The organism is Citrobacter sp. CK202, from assembly GCF_030333225.1.
GTDB lineage: Bacteria > Pseudomonadota > Gammaproteobacteria > Enterobacterales > Enterobacteriaceae > Citrobacter_B > Citrobacter_B koseri.
This window is the reverse complement of the sequence record NZ_JAOWGI010000015.1, coordinates 1-26506: the sequence shown is the minus strand read 5'-3', so window position 1 is coordinate 26506 and position 26506 is coordinate 1. Positions and strand designations below refer to the sequence as shown.

General features: G+C 55.1%; 21 protein-coding genes and 1 pseudogene. 8 read left to right on the top strand and 14 right to left on the bottom strand.

The genetic code is table 11. From position 1 onward, the window contains the following. Nucleotides 1-10 precede the first annotated feature (10 nt). Nucleotides 11-901: a maltose ABC transporter permease MalG gene (malG, locus tag OGX84_RS01430; RefSeq protein ID WP_047459689.1), complete on the top strand. Its 891-nt coding sequence runs from the start codon at nt 11-13 to the stop codon at nt 899-901. A 105-nt stretch (nt 902-1006) separates the two neighbouring features. Here the strand turns inward: malG and psiE are convergent, their stop codons facing one another. Next, a complete protein-coding gene (gene psiE / locus OGX84_RS01425; RefSeq protein ID WP_012907714.1) occupies nt 1007-1417 on the bottom strand; it encodes a phosphate-starvation-inducible protein PsiE in 411 nt (136 codons plus the stop codon). Nucleotides 1418-1558: 141 nt separating this feature from the next. Here psiE and OGX84_RS01420 point away from each other — a divergent pair, with 141 nt between their 5' ends. Continuing rightward, nucleotides 1559-2011, top strand: coding sequence for an acyltransferase (locus tag OGX84_RS01420; RefSeq protein WP_024130839.1), 453 nt, complete (start codon nt 1559-1561; stop codon nt 2009-2011). Here the strand turns inward: OGX84_RS01420 and OGX84_RS22790 are convergent. The 6 genes and pseudogenes from OGX84_RS22790 to pgi all read right to left on the bottom strand — a co-directional run. Next, nucleotides 1994-2092: pseudogene (locus OGX84_RS22790) on the bottom strand (hypothetical protein); the annotation flags it as partial. The gene OGX84_RS01420 and the pseudogene OGX84_RS22790 sit on opposite strands and share 18 nt — an antisense overlap. A gap of 15 nt (nt 2093-2107) precedes the next feature. After that, nucleotides 2108-4204 (bottom strand): YjbH domain-containing protein, encoded by a 2097-nt coding sequence (locus OGX84_RS01415; protein ID WP_071257660.1) that lies wholly within the window; start codon nt 4202-4204, stop codon nt 2108-2110. Further along, nucleotides 4204-4941 (bottom strand): capsule biosynthesis GfcC family protein, encoded by a 738-nt coding sequence (locus OGX84_RS01410; RefSeq protein WP_071257659.1) that lies wholly within the window; start codon nt 4939-4941, stop codon nt 4204-4206. The genes OGX84_RS01415 and OGX84_RS01410 overlap by 1 nt, the downstream gene beginning before the upstream one ends. Continuing rightward, a complete protein-coding gene (locus tag OGX84_RS01405; protein WP_112001364.1) occupies nt 4938-5576 on the bottom strand; it encodes a YjbF family lipoprotein in 639 nt (212 codons plus the stop codon). The genes OGX84_RS01410 and OGX84_RS01405 overlap by 4 nt, the downstream gene beginning before the upstream one ends. A 107-nt stretch (nt 5577-5683) precedes the next feature. Next, nucleotides 5684-5926, bottom strand: coding sequence for an exopolysaccharide production protein YjbE (yjbE, locus tag OGX84_RS01400; protein WP_012134661.1), 243 nt, complete (start codon nt 5924-5926; stop codon nt 5684-5686). A 459-nt stretch (nt 5927-6385) separates the two neighbouring features. After that, nucleotides 6386-8035 carry a glucose-6-phosphate isomerase gene (gene pgi / locus OGX84_RS01395; protein WP_012134663.1) on the bottom strand — a complete coding sequence of 550 codons (1650 nt, stop codon included), beginning with the start codon at nt 8033-8035 and terminating at the stop codon, nt 6386-6388. A 430-nt stretch (nt 8036-8465) separates the two neighbouring features. Between pgi and lysC the strand changes: the two genes are divergently transcribed. From lysC to OGX84_RS01380, 3 genes are all read left to right on the top strand, one after another. Next, nucleotides 8466-9827: a lysine-sensitive aspartokinase 3 gene (lysC, locus tag OGX84_RS01390; protein WP_104867912.1), complete on the top strand. Its 1362-nt coding sequence runs from the start codon at nt 8466-8468 to the stop codon at nt 9825-9827. Nucleotides 9828-9919: 92 nt separating this feature from the next. Next, nucleotides 9920-10858, top strand: a complete 939-nt coding sequence (panS, locus tag OGX84_RS01385; RefSeq protein WP_112001365.1) for a ketopantoate/pantoate/pantothenate transporter PanS — start codon at nt 9920-9922, stop codon at nt 10856-10858. 130 nt (nt 10859-10988) lie between these two features. After that, a complete protein-coding gene (locus OGX84_RS01380; RefSeq protein WP_012134667.1) occupies nt 10989-11261 on the top strand; it encodes a YjbD family protein in 273 nt (90 codons plus the stop codon). On the opposite strand, the gene rluF is transcribed toward OGX84_RS01380, so the two are convergent. Beyond that, nucleotides 11258-12133, bottom strand: coding sequence for a 23S rRNA pseudouridine(2604) synthase RluF (gene rluF, locus OGX84_RS01375; protein ID WP_112001366.1), 876 nt, complete (start codon nt 12131-12133; stop codon nt 11258-11260). The two genes, OGX84_RS01380 and rluF, sit on opposite strands and share 4 nt — an antisense overlap. 227 nt (nt 12134-12360) lie before the next feature. Here rluF and pepE point away from each other — a divergent pair, with 227 nt between their 5' ends. Beyond that, a complete protein-coding gene (gene pepE, locus OGX84_RS01370) occupies nt 12361-13050 on the top strand; it encodes a dipeptidase PepE (RefSeq protein ID WP_104867913.1) in 690 nt (229 codons plus the stop codon). A 137-nt stretch (nt 13051-13187) separates the two neighbouring features. Here the strand turns inward: pepE and OGX84_RS01365 are convergent, their stop codons facing one another. Further along, nucleotides 13188-14819: a Na/Pi cotransporter family protein gene (locus tag OGX84_RS01365; protein ID WP_024130841.1), complete on the bottom strand. Its 1632-nt coding sequence runs from the start codon at nt 14817-14819 to the stop codon at nt 13188-13190. A 226-nt stretch (nt 14820-15045) separates the two neighbouring features. Further along, nucleotides 15046-18729, bottom strand: coding sequence for a methionine synthase (metH, locus tag OGX84_RS01360; RefSeq protein WP_286457287.1), 3684 nt, complete (start codon nt 18727-18729; stop codon nt 15046-15048). Between the two features lie 197 nt (nt 18730-18926). On the opposite strand from metH, the gene iclR reads away from it, so the two are divergent. Further along, nucleotides 18927-19751, top strand: coding sequence for a glyoxylate bypass operon transcriptional repressor IclR (gene iclR / locus OGX84_RS01355; RefSeq protein ID WP_058668403.1), 825 nt, complete (start codon nt 18927-18929; stop codon nt 19749-19751). A 46-nt stretch (nt 19752-19797) separates the two neighbouring features. Here the strand turns inward: iclR and aceK are convergent, their stop codons facing one another. The 4 genes from aceK to metA all read right to left on the bottom strand — a co-directional run bounded on the left by aceK (nt 19798) and on the right by metA (nt 25794). Continuing rightward, on the bottom strand, nt 19798-21561 hold the full coding sequence (aceK, locus tag OGX84_RS01350) for a bifunctional isocitrate dehydrogenase kinase/phosphatase (RefSeq protein WP_112001369.1): 1764 nt from the start codon (nt 21559-21561) through the stop codon (nt 19798-19800). 97 nt (nt 21562-21658) lie between these two features. Next, nucleotides 21659-22963: an isocitrate lyase gene (gene aceA / locus OGX84_RS01345; protein ID WP_024130843.1), complete on the bottom strand. Its 1305-nt coding sequence runs from the start codon at nt 22961-22963 to the stop codon at nt 21659-21661. 31 nt (nt 22964-22994) lie between these two features. Further along, nucleotides 22995-24596, bottom strand: a complete 1602-nt coding sequence (aceB, locus tag OGX84_RS01340; protein WP_112001370.1) for a malate synthase A — start codon at nt 24594-24596, stop codon at nt 22995-22997. Nucleotides 24597-24864: 268 nt separating this feature from the next. Beyond that, on the bottom strand, nt 24865-25794 hold the full coding sequence (metA, locus tag OGX84_RS01335) for a homoserine O-acetyltransferase MetA (protein WP_112001371.1): 930 nt from the start codon (nt 25792-25794) through the stop codon (nt 24865-24867). A gap of 156 nt (nt 25795-25950) precedes the next feature. Here metA and OGX84_RS01330 point away from each other — a divergent pair, with 156 nt between their 5' ends. Further along, entirely contained in the window at nt 25951-26388 is a 438-nt protein-coding gene (locus OGX84_RS01330; RefSeq protein ID WP_101744395.1) for an acetyltransferase, read from the top strand. Nucleotides 26389-26506 lie beyond the last annotated feature (118 nt).

Below are 26506 nucleotides of genomic sequence, written 5' to 3'. Positions count from 1 at the left end.
GATAACAACAATGGCAATGGTTCAACCCAAATCTCAAAAGCTGCGTCTCTTCATCACGCACTTAGGGCTGCTGATTTTTATCGCGGCAATCATGTTCCCGCTGCTGATGGTCATCGCCATTTCGCTGCGTGAAGGCAACTTCGCAACCGGGAGCCTGATCCCGGAACGCATCTCCTGGGAGCACTGGCGGCTGGCATTGGGCTTCAGCGTGGAACACGCTGATGGCCGTGTCACGCCGCCCCCCTTCCCGGTTCTGTTATGGCTGTGGAACTCGATCAAAGTCGCGGCGATCACCGCCATTGGCATCGTGGCGCTCTCTACGACCTGCGCTTACGCGTTTGCCCGTATGCGCTTTCCCGGCAAAGCGACGTTGCTCAAAGGGATGCTGATTTTCCAGATGTTCCCGGCGGTACTGTCACTGGTGGCGTTGTACGCGTTGTTCGACCGTCTCGGCCAGTACATTCCGTTTATCGGTCTGAATACCCACGGCGGGGTGATTTTCGCTTACCTGGGCGGGATTGCGCTGCACGTCTGGACGATTAAAGGCTATTTCGAAACCATCGACGGTTCGCTGGAAGAAGCGGCGGCGCTGGATGGCGCGACGCCGTGGCAGGCTTTCCGCCTGGTGCTGCTGCCGCTCTCGGTGCCGATTCTGGCGGTGGTCTTTATTCTGTCGTTCATTGCCGCCATCACTGAAGTTCCTGTCGCCTCGCTGTTACTGCGTGATGTAAACAGCTATACCCTGGCGGTAGGTATGCAGCAGTACCTCAACCCGCAAAACTATCTGTGGGGCGATTTTGCCGCCGCAGCCGTGTTGTCCGCCATCCCGATCACGCTGGTGTTCCTGCTGGCCCAGCGTTGGCTGGTCAACGGCCTGACGGCAGGCGGTGTGAAAGGCTAAGTTTCATTGATGTACCTGCCCGGAAACGGGCAATGCCACTGCAACCCTCAACTTATATTATCCCAACTTGTGACTGTTCTTCGGCGCTCCTCGGAGCGCCTTTTTTTATTCCCGTTTTAACCGTTTCGAATTACATAACCACAGGGTGATCACCAATAACAGGATCGCCGCAGAGTAGATCAGCACATCCATCGGCGATTTATGATCGACGATGATCAGGCGCACAATCGCGGTGATCCCGATATAGACAAAGTAGCGCAGCGGGAAATGAAAACCTGACTGGAAGTACTTCACAATCAACGCAATAAACTCAAAGTAGAGAAAGTAGACCACCAACCCTTCCACCAGCTCGTATTTGCTGGTTTGCTCCGGCGCGAACAGCACATCCGCCAGATGTAAGGTCTCTTTACCGAGGAAAACGACCAGGATCAGGCCCAGACTTAACAGCCCAAGATTCAGCACGGTCTGTAGGATCGTGGAGATAAACTCCACGCGTGGACGAGATAGTGACGTCATAGCAGCACCCTCTTTCTCAGTAGCAAGGTTCCTGTATAACGCAAAAATGTGACGGAGATCTATATTTTTTGTTTATGTTTTGTGCAGCAAAGGTCAGCGGAGAATGATCTCTGTCACGGCATGTTTCAAAGAGAAGGGAAAATGCAGTTAAAACACGCTACCGTCCGCAACGTCACCTGCGGTGAAAATGTGGTGATTTATGAGCCCGCAAACCTGTACGACTGCCAGCTTGGCGACAATGTTTTCATCGGACCTTTTGTCGAAATACAGGGCAATACACAGATTGGCGCAAACACAAAAATTCAGTCCCATACGTTTGTTTGCGAATATGTCACGATTGGACGCGATTGCTTTATCGGCCACGGCGTAATGTTCGCTAACGACATGTTTCGTGAAGGAAAACCTGACCCGAACAGGCAGAACTGGGGGCGAATTGAGATCGGCAGCAATGTTTCCATCGGCAGCGGCGCGACCATCCTGGCCGTCAGCATTTGCGACGGCACAGTGATCGGCGCGGGAAGCGTGGTCACTAAATCGATCACCGAGAAAGGCGTATATGCCGGAAACCCGGCAAAATTATTGCGTCGCCTGTAAATTGCCGGATGGCGGCGTAAACGCCTTATCCGGCCTACAATGAATGCGGTTTGTAGGCCGGATAAGCGTAGCGCCATCCGGCTGGCAACGGCTCGATCAGCGGAAATTCACGTTGCGGTCGCTGGTCATATCGTACAGACCAAACTTCCGACCAAGCTGCTGACCGCCGTCACGCGTCAGCGGCGTCCAGCCAATCGCTGCGCGGCTGCGGGTTGGGCTGGACGAGAAGAGATCCAACGGTACCGACACGTACACGCCTTTGGTGAAATCCCCTTCCCCGTACTCGTCCGGCGACACATCGGTGATCGTGGCATAGCCGCCAACCACCACGCCGCTGTCAAAGCGTTTCGCGATTTCCAGCGTACCGCCCTTGTCGCCAGCCAGATATTGACCGACGCTCGCTTTCACCAGCACATCCTGCGCGAACGACGGCGTCCAGTAGGCGGTCAAGTGGCCGGTTTTCACGCTGTAATCGGTGAATTTCATCATATCCTGCGCGCTACGCCAGTCACGCTGTTTCACGTAGTTAGCGTCAAGACCAAACGCCCAGTTGCTGTCGACCGGGCGATACAGCACTTCCGCCCCTGCGCCGCCGTACATGGTCTCCAGATAACCGCCGTAAACCTGGCCGTAGAAACCGTTGCCGAGGTACTGGAAGTAGTTGGCTTGCAGGTTATTCACATAGATATCGTTCTGCACATATTCGCGCACATGAGTACGCACACGCGGAAGATGCGAATCGTTCGGTGGATTGGTGTAGTTAAATTTGTCGTAATTGTTGGCGATATTGGCAAACAAACTGCCGGTGGTAAGCAGATGATCCGTTACCCACAGATCCGCCGTCCCCATCACGCCAAGCTGGTACATATAGAAATTTTCCGGGCCGCCGACAGACTGGTTCAACACCGGATCGATATGGAAATCAAAGCGCGATTTATCGATATACCAACCCTGCTCGGTTGTTTCCGGCACGATCGGCTCCACACGTTTTTGCGCCAGTGGGGTCTCGTGTCCTAATGGCTCGCCTTCCAGATGGCGTTTCAGGCTGGCGACATCGGTTTCCGTAGTGACCTGCGGCATATTGAGACGGTTTTCCGTCACGCGGATCGTGCGAACCCCTTCTGGCAGATCGTTCATGACGATCCGATTCGCGCGTTCGATCCCTTCCCGCGAGTCACGGTATTTCACCTGCTCGCCGGTGACGTACAGCGTATCGCCTTTCACCTGAATTTTAGGGTCCGCCAGTCCGGCGTTGTATTTCAGCAGCGTCAACTGGTTAGCGACGACCGAGTGTTGCAGGATGGCGTCCTGCGGTTCAGGCTGATATTTCGGTCGCGCGTTATCGTTATACGATGGGCGCAAATCGTTGAAGTTTGTCCGCAGCGTCACGCCAAACATGAAGGTGTTGCCGCGTTCATAGCTGAGGTTAACGTCGGCCCAATCGGTGACGCGGTAAATGGCGCCGACGTTAAACTTGCTCTTCTGCTCCAGCTTACCCGCGAAATCCTGCTGATAATTGTTGCCTTCATACTCCAGTTTCAGGCGCAGCGGCTGCCAGGGCGTTTGATACTCCACCCCGCCAAACAGCGACGCTGGCCCGTGGAACATATCGCTGCCGTTGACGGAACCGGCCTGTTTATAACTGTTATCGCGGTGACAGAATTTATCGCTGTATGAGCAAAACGGATTGCTCACGTTGCCGCTGGTGCCCAGATAACCCCAGCCAAGACCGAGCGAGAAATCAAACGGCCCCCAGGCTTTGTTCGCCACAATGTATTCCGCATCGAACAGCCCCGTCCCGCCGATATCTCTTGCGCCGACCGCCACCTGCGGCATCCAGTAGCTCTCTTCCCATAACCGCAGTTTCAGGTCGAAGGCTTTGTCTTTGTAGGTCTGGTTGCCGGAAAACGACTCCACGCTGCTGTATTGTCTGGTACGCACGTCGGTATAGCGCAGCGTGGTTTCCAGCCACGGGAACAACTGTATCGACGCGGAGTAGTAGCGATACTGATCGTTATCACGATAGTTCAGGCTCATCTCCCCTTCCCGCGCCATTCGCGCCGTTGGCGTTTGCAACAGCCCCACGCCGCCGAAGTCAGATTGTGACGGCCCAATGGGGGCCGGATATGTTTCGGCATGGCAGGCTGCGCTGATGCCCAGCGCCAGTAAGCTGAGCAGATGTGTTTTTTTCATTATTCGGGTATCCGCTGCGTCAGAGTACGAAGAATGTCGGCGTTAAGCGCATCCGGCGTGTTGCTCCATAGAGAATCCGTAAGGCCGACAAAAATGATGCTGCCTGGCATCGGCTCAACGTGACGCTTGTTCCAGTAAGCGACCGGCGCTTTCTGCGTGCGTCCGTCGGGATAGACAACCCACGCATAGCTGCGATCCGCCCCGCTGAGCAGGCTTTGCTCATCAAGGTAGCTGGCCACGTCCCGCCCCGGGCTGAAGGGGCGTTTACCCGGCTGGCTAACCAATCCAAACAGCGTGATATCTGTCGGCTGCCCGCCGACCCACAGCGTGTAATGGCCCTGCAACGGCGGATTGCCCCGTTCGCTGACGCGTACGGTATCCGGGTCAAGGTTAACGAGCTGTCTGCCGGTCACTTTTAACATCTGCACCTGCTGGCGCAGCGTATTGATTGCGGCGGCGTCATCGCCGCTTTTCTCTGCGCCAAACGCAGCCAGGCGGCCCAATAATTCCTGCTGCTGGCGCTGCGCCGTGGCGGTAGCCCGCTCTTCGCTGATAACCGCGCCAGGCCACCAGCTGTTCGCCAGTCTCGGCTGCCCGACCAGATCGATCAGATGTTCCGCGCCGGTGAGCGTCTTCGGTTCAGTGCTGCCAGCGGCAAACACCTTCACGGTGCCTGCGGCAAAAGATGAGGAAGCGCACAAACTCAGGGCCAGCGCTGCAATGGTCTGTTTCATCATTGTTTTGCCGCCTTAATGAGCGTGGTTTTCACCGGGAAGTAGTTCGCCCCCAGATACTGTTCCGACTGGCGGATTTGCCCTTCGCTGTCGATCCAGTAGCGGTTATGCCAGCGCGTCTGGTCGGTTGTAACCTCTTCATCCAGTACGCGAACGGCGGTTACATCGCTACCGACCTTAATGCTGTCAGCGCCATCCCATTTGAAGACCGAGCGGGCGGTGGCATAACGCACCTGTTTATGTTCCGTCCAGCCCATCGTGCGCGTCCACGTTGCGCCATCTACGATTTGTGCCGGTCTGGCCAATGGGTCAGCCGCCAGATTATTCACACCGATCAGATTGTCGCCGCCGAGCAGGGTTTTAATCAGGCGGCCATGCTGGGTCACGATGGTGGCCTGATCCTGCGTCACCCATTTCTGCTGCCCGTTCTCTGCGAAAGCGAGCACCACAAACAGCTGCGGCCCGCCATTGAGCTGCATGTACTGGCTGGCATAAGGCATGTTTTGAATGTCATCGTCCGTCAGTTGTACGCCCGGCGTACCGAACAGACTGTCCCACAGCGAATTACCCAGACCTTTAGTGGTGGCTGAGCAAGCCTGTAACAGCAGGCAAATGATGATAATTCCAGGTCGCTTCACGACTCTTCTCCGCATTATTGCCGGGTGGCCCCGGCCAGGAAGTCCCACAGGCTCAGGCAAGCTAAAATAACCACACCGAAGTGTGGTTATGATTAAACGTACCGGTGTTACTGGGTACTGGTGGTTGTGGTGGTAGTGGTTCCGGTATTAGAACCATCGCCACCGCCGGTCGCCGCCAGAGCGACGCCCACCGCCGAGCTTACGGTGCTGACGCTGGTCGCGGAGGAACTTCCCGCTGATACCGACGTCGCCGCCGACCCTGCTGCTTCACCCACCTGAACGGGGGCGGCCCAGACAGAAGTCGCCGCAAGCGCAGATATGGCAAAAATGCCATACAGAGCTTTTTTCATCACAATATCCCTTCATTGAATGAATGGAGATTTACCCGAAAAACGTTTCAGGCGGGATCGAGTATACACAACTAAAGCATGTGGATTGCGACAGGTCTAAATAGCGAGGCGGTTTTAGGATAATTAAACTTTTGGCTGGAATGGTATTTATATTCTAATTAAATGCCTTTTAAAAACATCACGTTAAAATAAAATCATTCAACATTCATTATCCGTATACTCTGAAAATAACACCGAGTAACTTACGGGTTATTCATTATTTTAGGATTAAGCTCAATATAAATTTTTGCGGAATAGCACAGACAACCGGAATTATCTTATAAAAAAAGCCGATAATAATATCGGCTTTTTTTACAGATATATCACTTTTCTGCCGGATGGCGGCGGAACGCCTTATCCGGCCTACAGGACGCGCCGTTTGTAGGCCCGGTAAGCCTGGCGCCACCGGGCGTTACGCCATCAGGCACGCCATGCTTTATAACGGTTAATCAGACCGTTAGTTGAACTGTCATGGCTGGAAATCGCTTTATCATCACCCAGTTCCGGCAGGATACGGTTAGCCAGCTGTTTGCCCAGCTCAACGCCCCACTGGTCGAAGGTGAAGATGTTCAGGATCGCGCCCTGAGTGAAGATTTTGTGCTCATACAGCGCAATCAACGCCCCCAGGCTAAACGGCGTGATTTCACGCAGCAGGATGGAGTTCGTCGGGCGGTTGCCTTCGAACACTTTGAACGGCACCACATGCTCAAGCTGAGACGGATCTTTCCCCTGATCGCGATATTCCTGCTCAACCACCTCGCGGGATTTGCCGAACGCCAGCGCTTCGGTCTGAGCGAAGAAGTTAGACAGCAGTTTCTGATGGTGATCGGACAACGGGTTATGGGTTATCGCCGGGGCGATAAAGTCGCAAGGCACCATCTTCGTCCCCTGGTGAATCAGCTGGTAGAACGCGTGCTGCCCGTTGGTGCCCGGCTCACCCCAGATGATTGGGCCAGTCTGGTAGTCTACGGCATTGCCGTTACGGTCAACATACTTGCCGTTGGACTCCATATTGCCCTGCTGGAAGTAGGCCGCAAAACGGTGCATATACTGGTCGTACGGCAGAATCGCTTCGGTTTCTGCGCCAAAGAAGTTGTTGTACCAGATACCGATCAGCGCCAGCAGCACCGGCAGGTTTTTCTCAGCCGGTGTTGTGGAGAAGTGTTTATCCATCGCATGCGCGCCGGACAGCAGTTCAACGAAGTTGTCAAAGCCGACAGACAGGATGATAGACAGGCCAATCGCCGACCACAGAGAGTAACGACCGCCGACCCAGTCCCAGAACTCGAACATGTTGGCGGTGTCGATCCCAAACTCACCCACCGCTTTCGCATTGGTGGAAAGCGCCGCAAAGTGTTTCGCGACGTGTTTTTCATCATTCGCGGTGCTCAGGAACCAGTCGCGCGCGCTGTGGGCGTTGGTCATGGTTTCCTGCGTTGTGAAGGTTTTAGACGCCACCAGGAACAGGGTGGTTTCCGGGTTTACTTTCTTCAGCACTTCGGCGATGTGGGTGCCATCGACGTTAGACACAAAGTGCATATTCAGATGGTTTTTGTACGGGCGCAGCGCTTCAGTCACCATGAACGGCCCCAGGTCGGAACCACCGATACCGATGTTGACCACGTCAGTGATCGCTTTACCGGTGTAACCTTTCCATTGACCTGAAATAATCGCTTCAGAGAAGGCTTTCATCTTCTCCAGCACCGCATTCACTTCCGGCATCACATCTTTGCCGTCAACGATAATCGGGGTATTGCTACGGTTACGCAGCGCAACGTGCAACACGGCACGGTCTTCGGTACGGTTGATTTTTTCGCCAGAGAACATGGACTTAATCGCACCGGCCAGATCGGTCTCTTTCGCCAGATCCTGCAATTTCGCCAGCGTCTCTTCGGTGATGCGGTTTTTAGAGAAATCCACCAGCATCAAATCGTCAAACGTCGCGGAAAATCGGGTAAAACGGTCGCTATCTTTCGCGAAAAGATCCGCGATAGTAACGTCCTTCATGTCGTCGTAGTGTTTTTGTAGTGCCTGCCAGGCAGAAGTCTGCGTCGGATTGATGTTTTTCATTAGCAATACTCTTCTGATTTGAGAATTGTGACTGAGATCGATTGTAACGCCAGTCACAGAAAAGTGTGATTGTTTTAGTGCCGTTAGGCCGAACGCGAATCAAACGCGGATAAAAAGCAGCGAAAAGTATATACCCTAAATAATTCGAGTTGCAGGAAGGCGGCAAGGGAAGAAATCCCCAGGAGCATAGATAACTATGTGACTGGGGTTTCTGAGTGCAGCCAACACATCTGCAACTTGAAGTATGACGGGTATAGTCGTTATAAGCACTGTTACTGAAGGCCAGGACAGCATAAAAAATCCGCATAATCCCGGCGTTGACAGTCCCAGCCACACATTTTATTTATAAATACGGTATTTGCGCCTGCACCGGTTTCTGTTCTGCCCTTGTGCCATGGTCGCTTTTTTCATTCCCTGACACGAGGTTGATATGACAACTGCTGTTTCCCCGCTCGTCGTCGCCAAATTTGGCGGAACCAGCGTCGCCGATTTTGACGCCATGAACCGTAGCGCCGACGTGGTGCTTTCCGATGCTAACGCACGCTTAGTGGTGCTTTCCGCCTCTGCGGGCATCACCAATCTGCTGGTAGCGCTGGCAGAAGGGCTGGAACCGCCAGAGCGCTTCGAAAAACTCGACGCCATCCGTAAAATTCAGTTCGATATTCTGGAGCGTCTGCGTTACCCGAACGTTATCCGCGAAGAGATCGAGCGTCTGCTGGAAAACATTACCACGCTTGCCGAAGCGGCTTCACTGGCGACGTCAATGGCCCTGACCGACGAGCTGGTGAGTCACGGCGAGCTGATGTCCACCCTGCTGTTTGTGGAGATCCTGCGCGAGCGCAATATTCAGGCGCAGTGGTTTGACGTGCGTAAGGTGATGCGCACCAGCGATCGTTTTGGCCGCGCGGAACCGGATATCGCAGCGCTGTCGGAGCTGGCCACGCTACAGCTTGCCCCACGCCTGGCAGAGGGTCTGGTCATCACCCAGGGATTTATCGGCAGCGAAAGCAAAGGCCGCACAACGACGCTGGGACGCGGCGGCAGCGACTACACGGCGGCGCTGCTTGCCGAAGCGCTGCACGCGGCGCGCGTCGATATCTGGACGGATGTGCCGGGTATCTACACCACCGACCCGCGCGTGGTGCCTGCCGCGCAGCGTATCGATGAAATCGCCTTTGAAGAAGCGGCGGAAATGGCGACCTTTGGCGCGAAGGTGCTGCACCCTGCAACGCTGCTGCCCGCCGTACGCAGCGATATCCCGGTTTTCGTCGGCTCCAGTAAGGATCCAAAAGCGGGCGGGACGCTGGTATGCAATAAAACCCAAAACCCACCGCTCTTCCGTGCGCTGGCGCTACGCCGCAAACAGACGCTGTTAACGCTGCACAGCCTGAATATGCTGCATTCGCGTGGTTTCCTGGCGGAAGTGTTCGGCATTCTGGCGCGGCACAATATCTCCGTAGATTTAATCACCACCTCGGAAGTGAGCGTGGCGCTGACGCTGGATACCACCGGTTCCACTTCAACGGGCGACACGCTGCTGACGCAGTCTTTGCTGATGGAGCTTTCCGCGCTATGCCGGGTAGAAGTGGAAGAAAATCTCGCGCTGGTTGCGCTGATTGGCAACGATCTGTCTAAAGCCTGCGGCGTCGGTAAAGAAGTGTTCGGCGTACTGGAGCCGTTCAATATCCGCATGATTTGCTATGGCGCATCCAGCCATAACCTCTGTTTCCTGGTGCCTGGCACCGAAGCGGAGCAGGTCGTGCAGAAGCTTCATCATAATTTGTTTGAATAAAATTTCCTCACGCGATAAATAATACCTATAGCCGGGCTCGAACCCGGCTTTTTTATAACTAAACAACACGACAATACTGCAAGGAATTTATTATGTTATCCGTTATCACCCGGCTGTTCCCGTTATGGGCGCTGCTGCTCTCTGTTATTGCGTATTACACGCCATCGACCTTCACCCCCATTGGCTCGTGGGTGACTACGCTACTGATGCTGATTATGTTCGGCATGGGCGTACACCTTAAGCTCGACGACTTTAAACGCGTGCTTTCCCGCCCGGCGCCTGTCGCTGCCGGTATTTTCCTGCATTATCTGGTGATGCCGCTCGCCGCCTGGCTACTGGCGATACTGTTTAACATGCCGCCGGACCTCTCTGCCGGGATGGTACTGGTGGGCAGCGTCGCCAGCGGAACGGCATCTAACGTCATGATCTATCTGGCGAAAGGGGATGTGGCGCTTTCGGTTACTATCTCATCGGTTTCCACGCTGGTTGGCGTGGTCGCGACACCGCTGCTGACGCGCCTGTATGTGGATGCGCATATTCAGGTGGATGTGATGGGGATGCTGCTCAGCATTTTACAGATCGTCGTGGTTCCAATCGCGCTTGGGCTGGTCATTCACCACCTGTTTCCTCGCGTGGTAAAAACCGTGGAGCCTTATCTGCCTGCGTTCTCAATGGTGTGCATTCTGGCGATCATCAGCGCAGTGGTGGCCGGTTCCGCCTCGCATATCGCATCCGTTGGTTTTGTGGTGATTGTGGCGGTGATCCTGCACAACACCATTGGTCTGCTCGGCGGTTACTGGGGCGGTCGCCTGTTTGGCTTTGATGAGTCCACCTGCCGCACGCTGGCGATTGAAGTTGGAATGCAGAACTCCGGCCTTGCGGCGGCGCTCGGTAAAATTTACTTCTCTCCGCTGGCCGCGCTCCCCGGCGCGCTGTTCTCGGTCTGGCATAACCTCTCCGGCTCACTGCTGGCCGGTTACTGGTCAGGCAAGCCGATTGCCGAGAAGCCGTGTGATAGGGTGAAGGTGTAGACCTGATAAGCGTAGCGCCATCAGGCGCAATCCGTGCACGTCGCCGGATGGTGGCTAACGCCTTATCCGGCCTACACAGCCTCTGCACTTTGCCGTACACTGGGTTATCTGACTGACCGAGGGTACATTTATGGCACTCCCACGCATCACCCAAAAAGAGATGACCGAGCGCGAGCAGCGTGAACTGAAAACGCTGCTCGACCGCGCGCGCATTGCACATGGCCGCCCGCTCACGAATGCGGAAACCAACAGCGTGAAAAAGGAGTACATTGATAAGTTAATGGCGCTGCGCGAAGCAGAGGCCAAAAAAGCCCGCCAGTTGAAGAAAAAGCAGGCTTATAAACCAGATACTGAGGCGTCGTTTTCCTGGTCGGCCAATACGCCGACGCGCGGCAGACGTTAACGCCCTTTCTTCTTCCGCCCCGGCGAGGTAAAGCGTTTTCCGTTTGACGCCGGGCGCGCTTTCTCATTGGTTTTTTCGATTTTCACCACCGGACGCTTAATGCCCGCCGTTTTCGGCTTCGCTTTCGCCTTCGACGTCGGTTTGGCTTCTGATGAAGAGTTTTCGATCAGCTTAAACAGAGCGATGAGTTCGTCATCCGTCAGATCCCGCCACTCGCCGGGCGGCAGACCGGATAAACTCACGTTCATAATGCGCGTGCGTTCGAGTTTCGTCACTTCATAGCCAAAGTGCTCGCACATGCGGCGGATCTGGCGGTTCAGCCCCTGAATCAGGGTAATGCGGAAAACAAACGGCGCTTCCTTCTTCACCTTACACCTTTTGGTCACGGTGCCGAGAATCGGGACGCCAGCGCCCATACCGCGAATAAAGTCATCCGTTACCGGCTTATCAACCGTGACCAGATACTCTTTCTCGTGATCGTTACCGGCACGGAGGATTTTGTTGACCAGATCGCCGTGATTGGTAAGAAAGATAAGCCCCTGGGAGTCTTTATCCAGGCGGCCAATCGGGAAAATACGTTTGCTATGGTTCACGAAGTCCACGATGTTATCGCGTTCGCTGTCTTCCGTGGTACTGACAATCCCTACCGGTTTGTTCAGCGCGATAAAGACCAGATCTTCCGCTTCGCGCGGCTCAATCAACCGACCATTCACCTTCACCACGTCGCCAGGCATCACCTGATCGCCAATGGTGGCGCGTTTGCCATTAATGAAGACATTCCCTTGTTCAATGTAGCGATCCGCCTCGCGACGCGAGCAAATTCCGCTTTCACTGATGTATTTATTTAATCGGACAGATGAGTCGGGCAGCATAAATTCTCCTGTAAAAGCGAAATATACCGCACCTTGCGGTCAGGGAAAAAGCGTCGAATGACAGGAGTGCGGCTCACCGCTGCTCATAAAGTCGATGACATCACGAAATCCCCCTGCGAGACGCGTTCCAGAATATCGATAACCACATCGTGAGCCACATCAGCAAGCGGTAAGATGAGCGGTGGTAGCATCACGGATGTTTTTACTTTTTGATTACTGGAGATGTCATGGAACTGCTGTTATTGAGTAACTCCACCCTGCCGGGAAAAGCCTGGCTGGAACACGCGCTGCCGCTGGTGGCGGAACAACTGCATGGCCGCCGTTCAGCGGTGTTTCTCCCGTTTGCTGGCGTCACGCAAACCTGGGACGATTACACAGCGAAAACCGCCGCAGTCCTTGCGCCGCTCGGCGTTTCAGTGACCGGTATTCATAGCGTTGCCGACCCGGTCGCAGCGATTGCCGATGCGGAAGTGGTGATTGTCGGCGGAGGGAACACTTTCCAGTTGCTAAAAGAGAGCCGTGAACGTGGGCTGCTGGCGCCCATCGTGGCTGCCGTTAAACGTGGCGCGTTGTATATCGGCTGGAGCGCGGGCGCGAACCTTGCCTGTCCGACTATTCGCACCACCAACGATATGCCGATCGTTGACCCACAAGGATTTGATGCGCTGGGTCTGTTCCCGTTGCAGATTAACCCGCACTTCACTAACGCGTTGCCGGAAGGTCACAAAGGCGAAACCCGCGAACAGCGTATTCGCGAGCTGCTGGTGGTCGCGCCAGAGTTAACGGTGATTGGCCTGCCGGAAGGCAACTGGATTCAGGTGAGCAAGGGGCTGGCGACGCTCGGCGGCCCGAACACGACGTATGTGTTCAACGCGGGTGAAGAAGCGGTTCCTCTTGAAGCCGGTCATCGCTTCTGATCGTCGCTATGTAGAATGTAAAATGCCTGATGGCGCTACGCTTATCAGGCCTACAGGATAGTGCTTATAACGTAGGCCGGATAAGGCGTTTCACACCGCCATCCGGCAATCAGCAATCAGCAATCAGCAATCAGCAATCAATAGTCATCCCGCTCGTCGTCTTCATCCGGCTGCTCCAGCACGCTATAAGCCACCGAACAAAACAGCGAATTCAGGCGTTGCATATCGCCCAGCAGTCCCAGATGCAATGAGCTGGTTTCGATGCTCTGTACGTTCTGCTGATGCAGGCGATCCACATGCGCATGTGAATAACGACGATTGAGAATACGGAAACGATGTTTGCTGCGACGCAAACGTCGGGCGCTGGTGACGTCGCCGGAGAAAAACACCGACATCGCCAGTTGCAGGTTGCTGAGTAACTGATCATACAGCGCATCCAGCTCTTTCAGCCCTTCAATGGAAAACGCCCGCCGCGCCGCCAGCGACTTGTCGGCAATCTCGCTGCCCATCCGTTCGACGATATCCGAGGCCTGCTCCAGGTTCAGGGACATCTCGATGATTTCCGCCCAGCGCCGCGACTCTTCCTCCGCCAGTTCCTCTTTCGGCATCCGCGCCAGATAGAGTTTGATGGCGGTGTAAAGCACGTTGATATCATCCGCCAGCTTGCGTAGCTCTTTCTCTTCGCGCGGCTCGCCGTGCATCACCTTTTTCAGACCTTCCATCATCTGCTCCATCGCATCACCAATGCGCAGCGCTTCCCGGGCGGCATTGGCCAGCGCGAGCGTTGGCGTGTCCAGCGCGCTGACATCCAGATGCTTAGGCTTCAGATGGGCATCCAGCTCCGGTTCATCGCGGATAATACGTTTACAGAAACGCGCCATCGGTTCGGCGAACGGAATCATCACCAGACACCGCGCCAGGTTGTAAAAAACGTGGAAGTAGATAACCAGTTCGGATTTTGGCAGCGGTAACGCATCCATCGTATCGGCCAGCACATGGACAAACGGCAGGATAATCAGGCTGCCCACCAGCTTAAACAGCAGACTGCCCAGCGCCACGCGGCGAGCGGCGGCATTGGCTGCGCTGTTGTTGAGCATCGCCAGCAGACCGGAACCGAGGTTGGCGCCGATGACCAGGCACAACGCGACCGGGAACGATATGATGCCCGCCGCCGTCAGCGTGGCCGTCAGCAGGACGGCTGCCAGGCTGGAATAGCTGATGATGGCAAACATGGCGCCAATCAGCGCATCCAGCATGATGTCGCCGGTCAGCGAGGCGAAGATGACCTGTACGCCATTCGCCTGAGTAATCGGCGTCACCGCCTGCACAATCAGCTCCAGCGCCAGCAGTATCAGGCCAAGACCGATCCCCACTCGCCCCAGTTGTCCGGCGCGTGACTGCTTACGCCCCAAAAAGAAGATAACGCCGATGAAAATCAGCAGCGGCGATAACCATGACAAATCAAAGGTAAGGATACGCGCCATCAGCGCGGTCCCCACGTCGGCCCCCAACACAATCACCAGTGCAGGCGTCAGGGCGACCAGATCCTGGGCGACAAATGACGTCACCAGCATAGTCGTGGCGTTACTGCTTTGCACCAGCGCAGTAACGCCGATACCCGCGCAGAAGGCGAGCGGTTTCTTTTCAACACTGCGGCTGAGAACGGTACGCAGACGGGCGCCGAAAACGCGCATCACGCCGGTACGCACAATATGGGTGCCCCACACCAGCAGGGCAACAGCAGAAAGCAGGTGTAGCAGAGTTAACACAGAATCAGGTACTCCTTATCATTATTATGATGTTCAGCCTTTTTACCGGATGGCGCTGCGCTTATCCGGCTTACGGGGATATTTATAGGCCGGATAGGCGTTTACGCCGCCATCCGGCAAGCAGCCCCGTGAACCTTCTTCCAGTATAAGGGTTTCAAAACAATAAAGAGACAGGGCGCCCGATGAGCACCCTGTTTGTTGTAAGGAAAAATGACAGTTTTATGAACTAGTCGGCATCATAGCCCAGGTTGGAAGCCAACCAGCGCTCCACCTCCGCGACCGTCATCCCTTTACGCTGCGCATAATCCTCCACCTGATCGCGCTGTATTTGCGCGACGGTGTAGTACTTGCTGTCAGGATGGCTGAAGTACCAACCGGAAACGGAAGCGCCCGGCCACATGGCGTAGGATTCGGTCAGCTTCATGCCGGTGTGTTTTTCCACGTCCAGCAGTTGCCAGATGGTACCCTTCTCAGTGTGCTCCGGGCAGGCCGGATAGCCTGGCGCCGGACGAATCCCCTGATAGTTTTCGCGGATCAGCTCCTCGTTGCTGAGGTTCTCATTCGCCGCATAGCCCCAGTAGACTTTACGCACCCGCTCATGCAGGTATTCCGCAAAGGCTTCCGCCAGACGGTCGGCGATCGCTTTGACCATAATCTTGTTGTAATCATCATGCTGCGCCTCGAATGCCTCTGCCAGCGCATCCTCTTCCAGACCGCCCGTGACGGCGAAGGCGCCGATGTAATCCTCTTTGCCGCACTGTTTCGGCGCAACAAAGTCAGACAGGCAATAGTTGGCGAAACCCACCTTCTCCGTTTGCTGACGCAGATGATGGCTGACCGCCAGCACATGGGTACGCGTCTCATCGCGATAAATTTCGATATCATCACCCACACGGTTTGCCGGGAACAGCCCCACCACGCCACGCGGGTTGAGCGTCTTCTCGGCACTCAGTTTATCCAGCATGTCGTTGGCGTCTTTAAACAGGCGTTTCGCCTCTTCGCCCACCACCTCGTCTTCGAGAATGCGCGGATATTTCCCGGCCAGCGACCAGGTCATAAAGAACGGCGTCCAGTCGATGTAGTTGCGCAGCGTTTCGATACTGGCCTCAACGTCCTGCACGCCCAGACGATGAGCGACAGGCGGTGTATAGCTTTCCCAGTCAAATGCCAGGTCATTATCACGCGCGGCGGCCAGCGTCACCGGCGGCGTGCGCGGTTTCTTACGCGCATGCTGGATGCGCACGGTTTCATACTCTTTACGGGTACGGGCGACAAACTCATCGTGCTGGGTTTCAGACAGCAACGCCGCCACGACGCCCACGGTACGCGAGGCGTTCTGGACATAGACCGTCGGGCCGCTGTAGTTCTGCTCAATCTTCACCGCCGTGTGCGCTTTGGACGTGGTCGCGCCGCCAATCAGTAGCGGAATGGTGAAGCCCTGACGTTCCATCTCCTTTGCCACGTTGACCATTTCATCCAGCGACGGGGTAATCAGGCCGGAGAGACCAATCAAATCCGCATTCACTTCCTTCGCGGTTTTGAGGATTTTTTCTGCCGGCACCATGACGCCAAGATCGATGATTTCATAGTTGTTGCACTGTAAAACAACGCCAACAATGTTTTTGCCAATGTCATGCACATCGCCCTTCACGGTGGCGATAACCATTTTACCGTTGCTGGAGCCCTGCTCTTTGCTGGCTTCAATAAACGGTTCCAGATACGCCACCGCCTGCTTCATGACGCGGGCCGATTTCACCACCTGCGGCAGGAACATTTTGCCTTCGCCGAACAGGTCGCCCACCACGTTCATACCGTCCATCAGCGGCCCTTCGATAACCTCGATCGGACGCGTCGCCTGCTGACGGGCTTCTTCGGTATCCTGTTCGATAAACTCGGTAATGCCTTTTACCAGCGAATACTCAAGGCGTTTTTTCACTTCCCAACTGCGCCATTCCGCCTGTTGCGCATTGGCTGAATCATCGGCTTTGCTGCCACGGTATTTTTCCGCCAGCGCCAGCAGACGCTCGGTGCTATCGTCGCGGCGATTGAGGATCACATCTTCCACCGCGTCGCGCAGCTCGGCGGGCAGGTCGTCATAAATCGCCAGTTGCCCGGCGTTGACGATCCCCATGTCCATGCCGTTACGGATGGCGTAGTAGAGGAACACCGCATGAATCGCTTCGCGCACCGGGTCGTTGCCGCGAAACGAGAAGGAGACGTTAGAGACGCCGCCGGAGATCAGCGCGTGCGGCAGTTCGCGTTTGATATCTTCACAGGCGCCGATAAAGTCCTGCGCATAGTTGTTGTGCTCGTCGATACCGGTCGCTACGGCAAAAATGTTCGGGTCAAAGATAATGTCTTCCGGCGGGAAGCCCACCTCTTTGGTGAGAATGTTGTACGCCCGGCGGCAAATCTCGATCTTACGCGCGCGGGTATCGGCCTGCCCTTGTTCATCAAAGGCCATCACCACCACCGCCGCACCATAGCGACGCAGCAGCTTCGCATGGTGGATAAAGGTTTCCACGCCCTCTTTCATCGAAATGGAGTTAACGATGCCTTTACCCTGAATGCATTTCAGCCCTTTTTCGATGACCTCCCATTTTGAGGAGTCGATCATGATCGGTACGCGGGCGATATCCGGCTCACCGGCAATCAGGTTGAGGAAGCGCACCATCGCGACTTCGGCATCGAGCATCCCCTCATCCATGTTGATATCGATAATCTGCGCGCCGCTCTCCACCTGCTGGCGGGCGACATCCAGCGCTTCGCTGTATTTATCTTCTTTGATCAGCCGCTTAAATTTAGCGGAACCAGTGACGTTAGTACGCTCCCCCACGTTTACAAACAGGCTGTCATCGCCAATATTCAACGGCTCAAGGCCAGAGAGGCGACAGGCAACCGGAATATCGGGCAGTTTACGCGGCGCTAAACCATCAACCGCGCGGCTCATCGCGGCAATGTGTTCCGGCGTCGTCCCACAGCAGCCGCCGACAATGTTGAGAAAGCCCGACTCCGCCCACTCGCGGATCTGCTTCGCCATCGTATCAGCATCAAGATCGTATTCGCCGAAGGCGTTAGGCAGACCGGCATTCGGGTGCGCGGTGACATAGCATTCAGCAATGCGCGCCAGTTCCTGCACATACTGGCGCAGTTCATCCGGCCCCAGCGCGCAGTTAAGACCGAAGGTGAGCGCTTCGGCATGGCGCAGCGAGTTATAAAACGCTTCGGTAGTCTGGCCGGAGAGCGTGCGCCCGGACGCATCGGTAATCGTGCCGGAGATCATAATCGGCAGCTCGACGCCCAGCGCTTCAAATTCTTCTTTCACCGCAAAAACGGCAGCTTTCGCATTCAGCGTGTCGAAGACGGTTTCAATCAGAATCAGGTCTGACCCGCCTTCCACCAGCGCTTTGGTGGATTCGCGATAGGCCGCGACCAGCTGATCGAAGGAGATATTACGAAACGCCGGGTCGTTCACGTCCGGCGAGATGGATGCGGTGCGGTTGGTTGGGCCAAGCACGCCCGCAACGTAGCGCGGTTTTTCCGGCGTGCGCGCCGTCCATTCATCGGCGCAGGCGCGGGCCAGTTTCGCAGCGGTAAAGTTGATTTCCGCCGACAGGGATTCCATCTGGTAATCCGCCATCGCAATCGTCGTGGAGTTAAACGTGTTGGTTTCGATGATATCCGCACCCGCCTCAAAGTAAGCGTGATGAATCGCGGTAATCACCTCCGGCTTGCTGAGTACCAGCAGGTCGTTGTTGCCTTTCAAATCGCAGGGCCAGTCAGCAAAACGCTCGCCGCGAAAATCCTCTTCACTCAGGCGATAGCTCTGGATCATTGTCCCCATGCCACCATCCAGAACCAGAATACGTTCATCTAACTGCGCACGCAGTTGTTCAACTTTGCTGCTCACGACTTGCTCCCGACAACACTCAACCTGGACCGAAAAAAGGCCAACAAACCATACTGGCATAAACACGACAGGCGGAAAAGAGAACAACGGGCAACATGAGACATGTTCAGCTTCACTCCTCCGATCAGTGCAGGAATTCTTGCATTATATTTTAATAAAACGAAAATGATTTCCACGATACAGAAAAGGAGTCCGCCATGGTTGCCCCTGTCCCCGCGAAACGCGGTAGAAAACCCGCCGCTGCCACTGCGCCCGCAACCGGGCAGGTTCAGTCGCTGACCCGTGGCCTGAAGCTGCTGGAGTGGATTGCCGAATCCAACGGCAGCGTCGCGCTGACCGAACTGGCGCAGCAGGCGGGTCTGCCGAACTCCACGACTCACCGTTTGTTAACCACCATGCAGCAGCAGGGCTTTGTGCGGCAGGTGGGAGATCTGGGCCACTGGGCCGTGGGCGCCCATGCGTTTATCGTCGGCAGCAGTTTTTTGCAGAGCCGTAACCTGCTGGCGATTGTCCACCCTATCCTGCGCAAACTGATGGAAGACTCCGGTGAGACGGTCAATCTGGCGGTGCTGGATCAGAGCGATCACCAGGCGATTATTATCGACCAGGTACAGTGCACACAGCTGATGCGCATGTCTGCGCCCATCGGCGGCAAACTGCCAATGCACGCTTCCGGCGCCGGGAAAGCGTTTCTGGCACAACTCAGCGAAGAGCAGGTGACTGGCCTGCTGCACCGTAAAGGGCTGCATGCCTATACCCACGCCACGCTGGTGTCGCCGGTACATCTGAAAGACGACCTCGCCCAGACGCGCAAGCGCGGTTATTCCTTTGATGATGAAGAGCACGCGCTTGGCCTGCGTTGCGTTGCGTCGTGCATTTACGACGAGCACCGCGAGCCGTTTGCTGCGATCTCAATTTCCGGGCCGATTTCCCGCATCACTGACGATCGCGTCACCGAGTTTGGCGCGATGGTGATTAAAGCAGCGAAAGAAGTCACGCTGGCATACGGCGGGTTTAGATAAGCAAGGCTTGCCGGATGGCGGCGCAAGCGCCTTATCCAGCCTACAGTCACGTGTAGGCCCGGTAAGCGCAGCGCCACCGGGCGTCAAGCCCAAATCTGAAGCAAAACCGCTGTTTGCGCCGATAGGCGTAAACATCTTCCACATGTCCTTCGCGGATACGCGTCTGTAACGCCCGCCAGTAGTCGGCGCGGAACAGGTCGGCGTGCATCTCCTCAAATAACGGCCCAATTCTTGGGTCAGCGCACAGCCAGTGGCGAAACTCTTCCGGGAAAACATCCCCTGGCGAAACGCTGTACCAGGGCTCGCTGGCCAGCTCATCTTCCGGGTAGCGCGCTTGCGGAATGTCGCGGAAATTCACTTCCGTCATGTAGCAAATTTCATCGTAATCGTAGAACACCACGCGCCCGTGGCGGGTGACGCCAAAGTTTTTAAACAGCATGTCGCCGGGGAAGATGTTGGCGGCGGCAAGCTGGCGAATCGCATTGCCGTACTCTTCAATCGCGTCACGCAGTTGCTGGCCCTCCACCTGCTCCAGCCAGATATTCAGCGGCACCATACGACGCTCAATGTAGAGATGGCGAATCACTATCTGATCGCCAAGGTCGATGATTTTCTCCGGCGCCTCCTGGCGCAACAGCGTCATCAGCGCTGGCGCGATTCGCCGCTTCTCCAGCACAAAGTTCTCGAACTCCTGCGTATCGGCCATCCGCCCGACGCGATCGTGTTCTTTAACGAGTTGATAGCAGGCGCGCACATGGGCGGCCGACATCTCTTTTTGTGGGGCAAACCTATCCTTGATGATCTTAAACACCCGGTCAAAGCCCGGCAGCGTAAACACCAGCATCACCATGCCGCGAATACCGGGCGCTTCAATAAACTGCTCATCGCTGTTCGCCAGATACAGTAAATACTCGCGATAGCTCTCGGTTTTCGCATGCTTCTGACAGCCAATCGCCATGTACAGCTCAGCGGTGGTTTTACCTGGCAGGATCTCACGCAACCACTCAACCAGCGCGGCAGGCAACGGCGCGTACACCATGAAGTAGGAACGGGCAAAACCAAACACGATACTGGCCTCAGCCGTGGTGGTCAGGCAGGTATCGACAAACAGTTCGCCTTCATCGGTGCGATGAATCGGCAGCAAAAACGGCAACGTGCCGGCTGGGGTCAGCAACTTCCCCACCAGCCAGGCGGCTTTATTGCGATAAAACAGCTCATTCGCCACCTGCAAATGGCTGCGGTGCAAAGCCTCCGCTCCGAACGTTTCCGTCAGGTGAGCAATGATGTAATGAATATCACGGCTTTTGTTTTGCCAGGGCAAACGCAGCGGTAGATCGCTGAGAATACGCGTCAACAGCGGTTCCCAGCCGTGATCGGGGAAGAAATCTTTCGCCAGCGGGCGCGGGATCGTGCGAAACCGGCGTTCAGGCTGGGAGCTAAAGATAAAAAGCCGCTCGGGAGTGAGCGAGCGGTGGTCAAATAACCGACAGTAGACGGAGTTAAAAAAGCTCTCCGCAATCTCGAAGCGCGGGTAATCCGGCAACAGCCGGGTGTAATGCTCTTTGACACGCAGTAAAAAGGCCGCATCGGTGCTTTTGCCGTCAGTAATGCAGCGCAACTGTTCCACCACCAGACCAACGTGATGATCGTAGAGGTGGATACGGTTTTTCATCGCCTGCTGCACGGCATGCCAGTCGGCCTGTTCAAAGCGCTGCTGCGCGCCGGAAGTCACTTCCAGAAATCGACCATACTGCGCGTCAAAGCCTTGCAGGATGGTTTGAGCAATCAGTAATTCCAGGCCACGCGACATGGTTTGTCCTCATCGGTTGCCGGATGGCGGTGCAAGCGCCTTATCCGGCCTACGGTTCGGGGTAGGCCGGATAAGCGTAAGCGCCATCCGGCATGGATCAGAACTGCGATTCTTCAGTGGAACCCGTTAATGCCGTCACTGAGGAGGTGCCGCCCTGAATAATGGTGGTCACTTTGTCGAAGTAGCCTGTCCCCACTTCCTGCTGATGGGAGACGAAGGTGTAACCGTCTTTGGCCGCCGCAAATTCTGGCTGCTGAACCTTCTCAACGTAGTGGCGCATGCCTTCACCCTGCGCATAGGAATGTGCCAGGTCGAACATGTTGAACCACATGCTGTGGATGCCCGCCAGGGTGATGAACTGGTACTTGTAGCCCATGTCCGACAGCTGCTGCTGGAAGCTGGCGATGGTTTTATCGTCCAGGTTCTTCTGCCAGTTGAACGACGGCGAGCAGTTGTAGGCCAGCAGTTTACCCGGGTATTTCGCATGGATGGCATCGGCAAAGCGCTTCGCCAGTTCAAGGTCCGGCGTGGAGGTTTCGCACCACACCAGGTCTGCGTAAGGCGCATACGCCAGCCCACGGCTGATCGCCTGCTCAATACCGGCACGTGTGCGGAAGAAGCCTTCGCTGGTGCGTTCGCCGGTAATAAATTCACTGTCGTACGCGTCGCAGTCGGAGGTTATCAGATCTGCCGCATCCGCGTCGGTACGGGCAATCAGCAACGTCGGTACGCCCATCACGTCAGCCGCCAGACGCGCAGCCACCAGCTTCTGAATGGCTTCCTGCGTCGGCACCAGAACTTTGCCGCCCATATGACCGCACTTCTTCACCGACGCAAGCTGATCTTCGAAGTGAACAGCCGCTGCACCGGCTTCGATCATCGATTTCATCAGTTCAAACGCGTTCAGTACGCCGCCAAAACCGGCCTCCGCATCGGCAACGATCGGCAGGAAGTAATCGACAAAGCGCGGATCGCCAGGCTCAATGCCGGACGCCCACTGGATCTGATCCGCACGACGGAAAGTGTTGTTGATCCGATCCACGACCGCCGGAACAGAGTTTGCCGGGTACAGCGATTGATCCGGGTACATGCTGGAGGCCAGGTTAGCGTCCGCCGCCACCTGCCAGCCGGACAGATAGACCGCCTCAATGCCCGCTTTCGCCTGTTGCAGCGCCTGGCCGCCGGTCAGTGCGCCGAGGCTGTTGATGTAGCCTTTTTTCGCGTCGCCATGCAGCAGACGCCACATTTTGGCTGCGCCAAGCTGCGCCAGCGTACATTCCGGGTTGACCGAGCCGCGTAATTTCACCACTTCCTCCGCGCTATACGGGCGACGGATGCCTTCCCAGCGCGGTTGCGTCCATTCTTTCTGTAACTCTTCGATTTGTTGGGTACGGGTTTTCATGTGCAGATGCTCCATATTGTTATGTGGTGAGTTAAGCCAGCAGGCGGTAGCCTGGCAGGGTCAAGAAATCGATCAGTTCATCAGAGGTAGTGATCTGCTCCATCAGGCGCGCGGCTTCATCAAAGCGCCCGCTGCTGAAGCGGTGCCCTCCCAGCTCGTCCTGGATCACCAGCATCTCTTCGGCCAGCATCTGGCGGAATAGCGCTTTCGTGACGGGTTTGCCGTTGCTCAGGGTTTTCTCGTGATGAATCCATTGCCAGATAGAGGTACGGGAGATTTCAGCCGTTGCCGCATCTTCCATCAGGCCATAAATCGGTACGCAGCCATTACCGGAAATCCATGCTTCGATGTACTGCACCGCCACGCGAATATTGGCGCGCATCCCCTCTTCGGTACGATCGCCCTCACAGGGCGCCAGCAGCTGTTCGGCAGTAATGGGCGCATCTTCATCACGGGTAACAAACAGCTGGTTCTGGTTTTCGCCCAGCGCCTCGTTAAAGACCGTCATCGCGGTGTCCGCCAGCCCCGGGTGCGCGATCCAGGTGCCGTCATGACCGTTATTGGCTTCCAGCGCTTTGTCCGCTTTCACTTTGTTGAGCACTTGATTGTTGCGCTCGGCGTCTTTGCTCGGGATAAACGCCGCCATGCCGCCCATCGCAAATGCGCCGCGCTTGTGGCAGGTTTTGATCAACAGCCGTGAATAGGCGCTGAGGAACGGTTTATCCATCGTCACCACCTGACGGTCCGGCAGGACGCGATCCGGGTGATTTTTCAGTGTTTTGATATAGCTGAAAATGTAATCCCAGCGGCCGCAGTTAAGACCAACAATATGGTCACGCAGCGCGTGCAGGATCTCATCCATCTGGAAGACGGCAGGCAGCGTTTCAATCAGCAAGGTGGCTTTGATGGTGCCGCGCGGCAGATTAAAACGGTCTTCGGCATAGCTGAAGACTTCGCTCCACCAGGCGGCCTCCTGCCAGGCCTGAGTTTTCGGCAGGTAGAAATACGGGCCGCTGCCTTTTGCCAGCAACGCTTTATAGTTGTGGAAAAAGTAGAGAGCGAAATCAAACAGGCTGCCAGGAATGGCTTCACCACGCCAGGTCACATGTTTTTCCGGCAGGTGTAAACCGCGTACGCGACAAATCAGTAACGCCGGGTCTGGCTTGAGTTGATAGATTTTCCCGGCTTCGTTGGTGTAGCTGATGGTGCCGTTCACCGCATCACGCAGGTTGATCTGACCATCAATCACTTTGCTCCACTCCGGCGCCAGTGAATCCTCAAAGTCGGCCATGAACACTTTCACGTTAGCATTCAGCGCGTTAATCACCATTTTACGTTCTACCGGGCCGGTGATTTCCACGCGACGATCCTGTAAATCGTCAGGAATACCGCGAATTTTCCAGTCACTCTCACGAATGGAAGCGGTTTCCGAAATAAAATCAGGCAACTTACCGTCATCAATATCCTGCTGTTGCTGAATACGAGCAGCGAGGAGTTTGTTACGCTTTGGCGTAAAACGCGTCACCAGTTCGGTCAGAAACTCTACCGCTTCAGCGGTCAGAATTTGCTTCTCCTGCTCACCATAAGGCCTGGTAAAGGTCAGTTCATCGGTTGTCGTTGCCTGTTGATTCATTATGCAGCTCCTCGTCATTGATCCGAATACATCCCCAATGCGAACAAAGGATCGTTGTGTGGTTTTCGTTCAGCACAACTAAGACTACTCAATTAAATTCCAAAATCAAAAACAATTTCCATTTTTAATTTAATTATCAATTAACTTATTGATAACAATAAAAATAAAGTTTAATTACAAGATGAGCGGCATTTCAGAAATAAAAAAGGCACCCGAAGGTGCCTGTTTCAACATGCTGAAACGCTTTAGGATCGTGCGCTACAGAAGATTAATCCAGTGTTGGATTCATGTGACGCAGATCATATGGCGTGATCTGGTAGACGTAATAGTTGAGCCAGTTGGTAAACAGCAAATTACCGTGGCTGCGCCAGGTCGCGCGAGGTTTGTTTTGCGGATCGTTTTTCGGGAAATAGTTGTACGGGACATTCGGACTTAAACCTGCTTCAACATCCCGGAAATATTCACTGGCCAGCGTATGGGCATCGTACTCCGGGTGACCGGTTACAAACGCGATACGTTTATCTTTGCTGGCAAACAGGTAGGCATCTCCATCTTCGGTTTCCGCGAGGATCTCAAGGTCGGTATAGTCCCGAATCAGCGCCGCCGAGAAGTCGGCATAGCGTGAGTGCGGAGCAAGGAATGAATCATCAAAACCACGAGTCAGTAAAGCATGAGGATGAAGGATGTGATGTTCGTAGACGCCGGAAAGTTTATCTGTGCGGGTTTGCTTCGGAATGCCATAGAGAATATTAAGCGCGGCCTGTACCGCCCAACAGACAAACAGCGTTGAGGTGACGTGATCTTTTGCCCACTCCAGCACCTGCTTAATCTGCGGCCAATACGCAACATCATTAAACTCCACCAGGCCCAGAGGTGCGCCGGTGACAATCAGCCCATCGAAATTCTGATCGCAGATATCCTCGAAGTTACAGTAGAAGTTGTTCAGATGCTCTGCCGGTGTATTACGCGATTCACGGGCATCAATCCGCAAGAGCTGAACATCGACCTGAAGCGGTGAGTTTGACAACAGGCGCAGGAACTGGTTTTCCGTTTCGATCTTCTTCGGCATCAGGTTGAGGATAAGCACCTTCAGCGGACGAATTTCCTGGCCAGAAGCGCGGGATGTCGTCATAACAAAGACGTTTTCCTCACGTAAGAAATTGACGGCGGGTAGCTCGTCCAGCACGCGAATTGGCATAACCTGATAACCTCACTACATACGTTTAAACGTTTAGACATCCAGATAGCTGAAGATACCCAGAAATTCTTCTAATGTCGAGCCTGCATGTTGAAGGTGAGAAAGTTTCACGGCGGTGTTTACGATAGAATATAAGCACAAAGAAAAGGAGATAATATGGTTATTAGCATTCGCCGATCGCGGCAAGATGAAGGGGAAAAACTGATTGCTATCTGGTGTCGTTCTGTCGATGCTACGCACCATTTTCTGTCTGCATCCTATCGGAGCGAGCTGGAAGAGCTGGTGCGTTCTTTTTTACCAGAAGCGCCGTTATGGGTGGCAGTGACAGAGCAGGATGAGCCCATCGCGTTTATGCTGCTGACCGGGCAGCACATGGATGCCCTGTTTGTCGATCCCGACGTTCGTGGCTGCGGCGTAGGGAAATTTCTGGTTGATCATGCGATTACGCTGGCTCCCGAGTTAACAACCAACGTTAACGAACAGAATGAACAAGCGGTTGGGTTCTACAAAAAGATGGGATTTAAAGTGACAGGACGTTCAGAGGTAGACGATCTTGGCAGACCGTATCCGTTATTGAATCTGGTTCATACGTAGGCCCGATAAGGCGCAGCCGTCATCCGGCTGCACCCGGACGCATGAACGCAAAAAGGCCATCCCTCAGGATGGCCTCTTCACTTAATTAATGCCTGGCAGTTCCCTACTCTCGCATGGG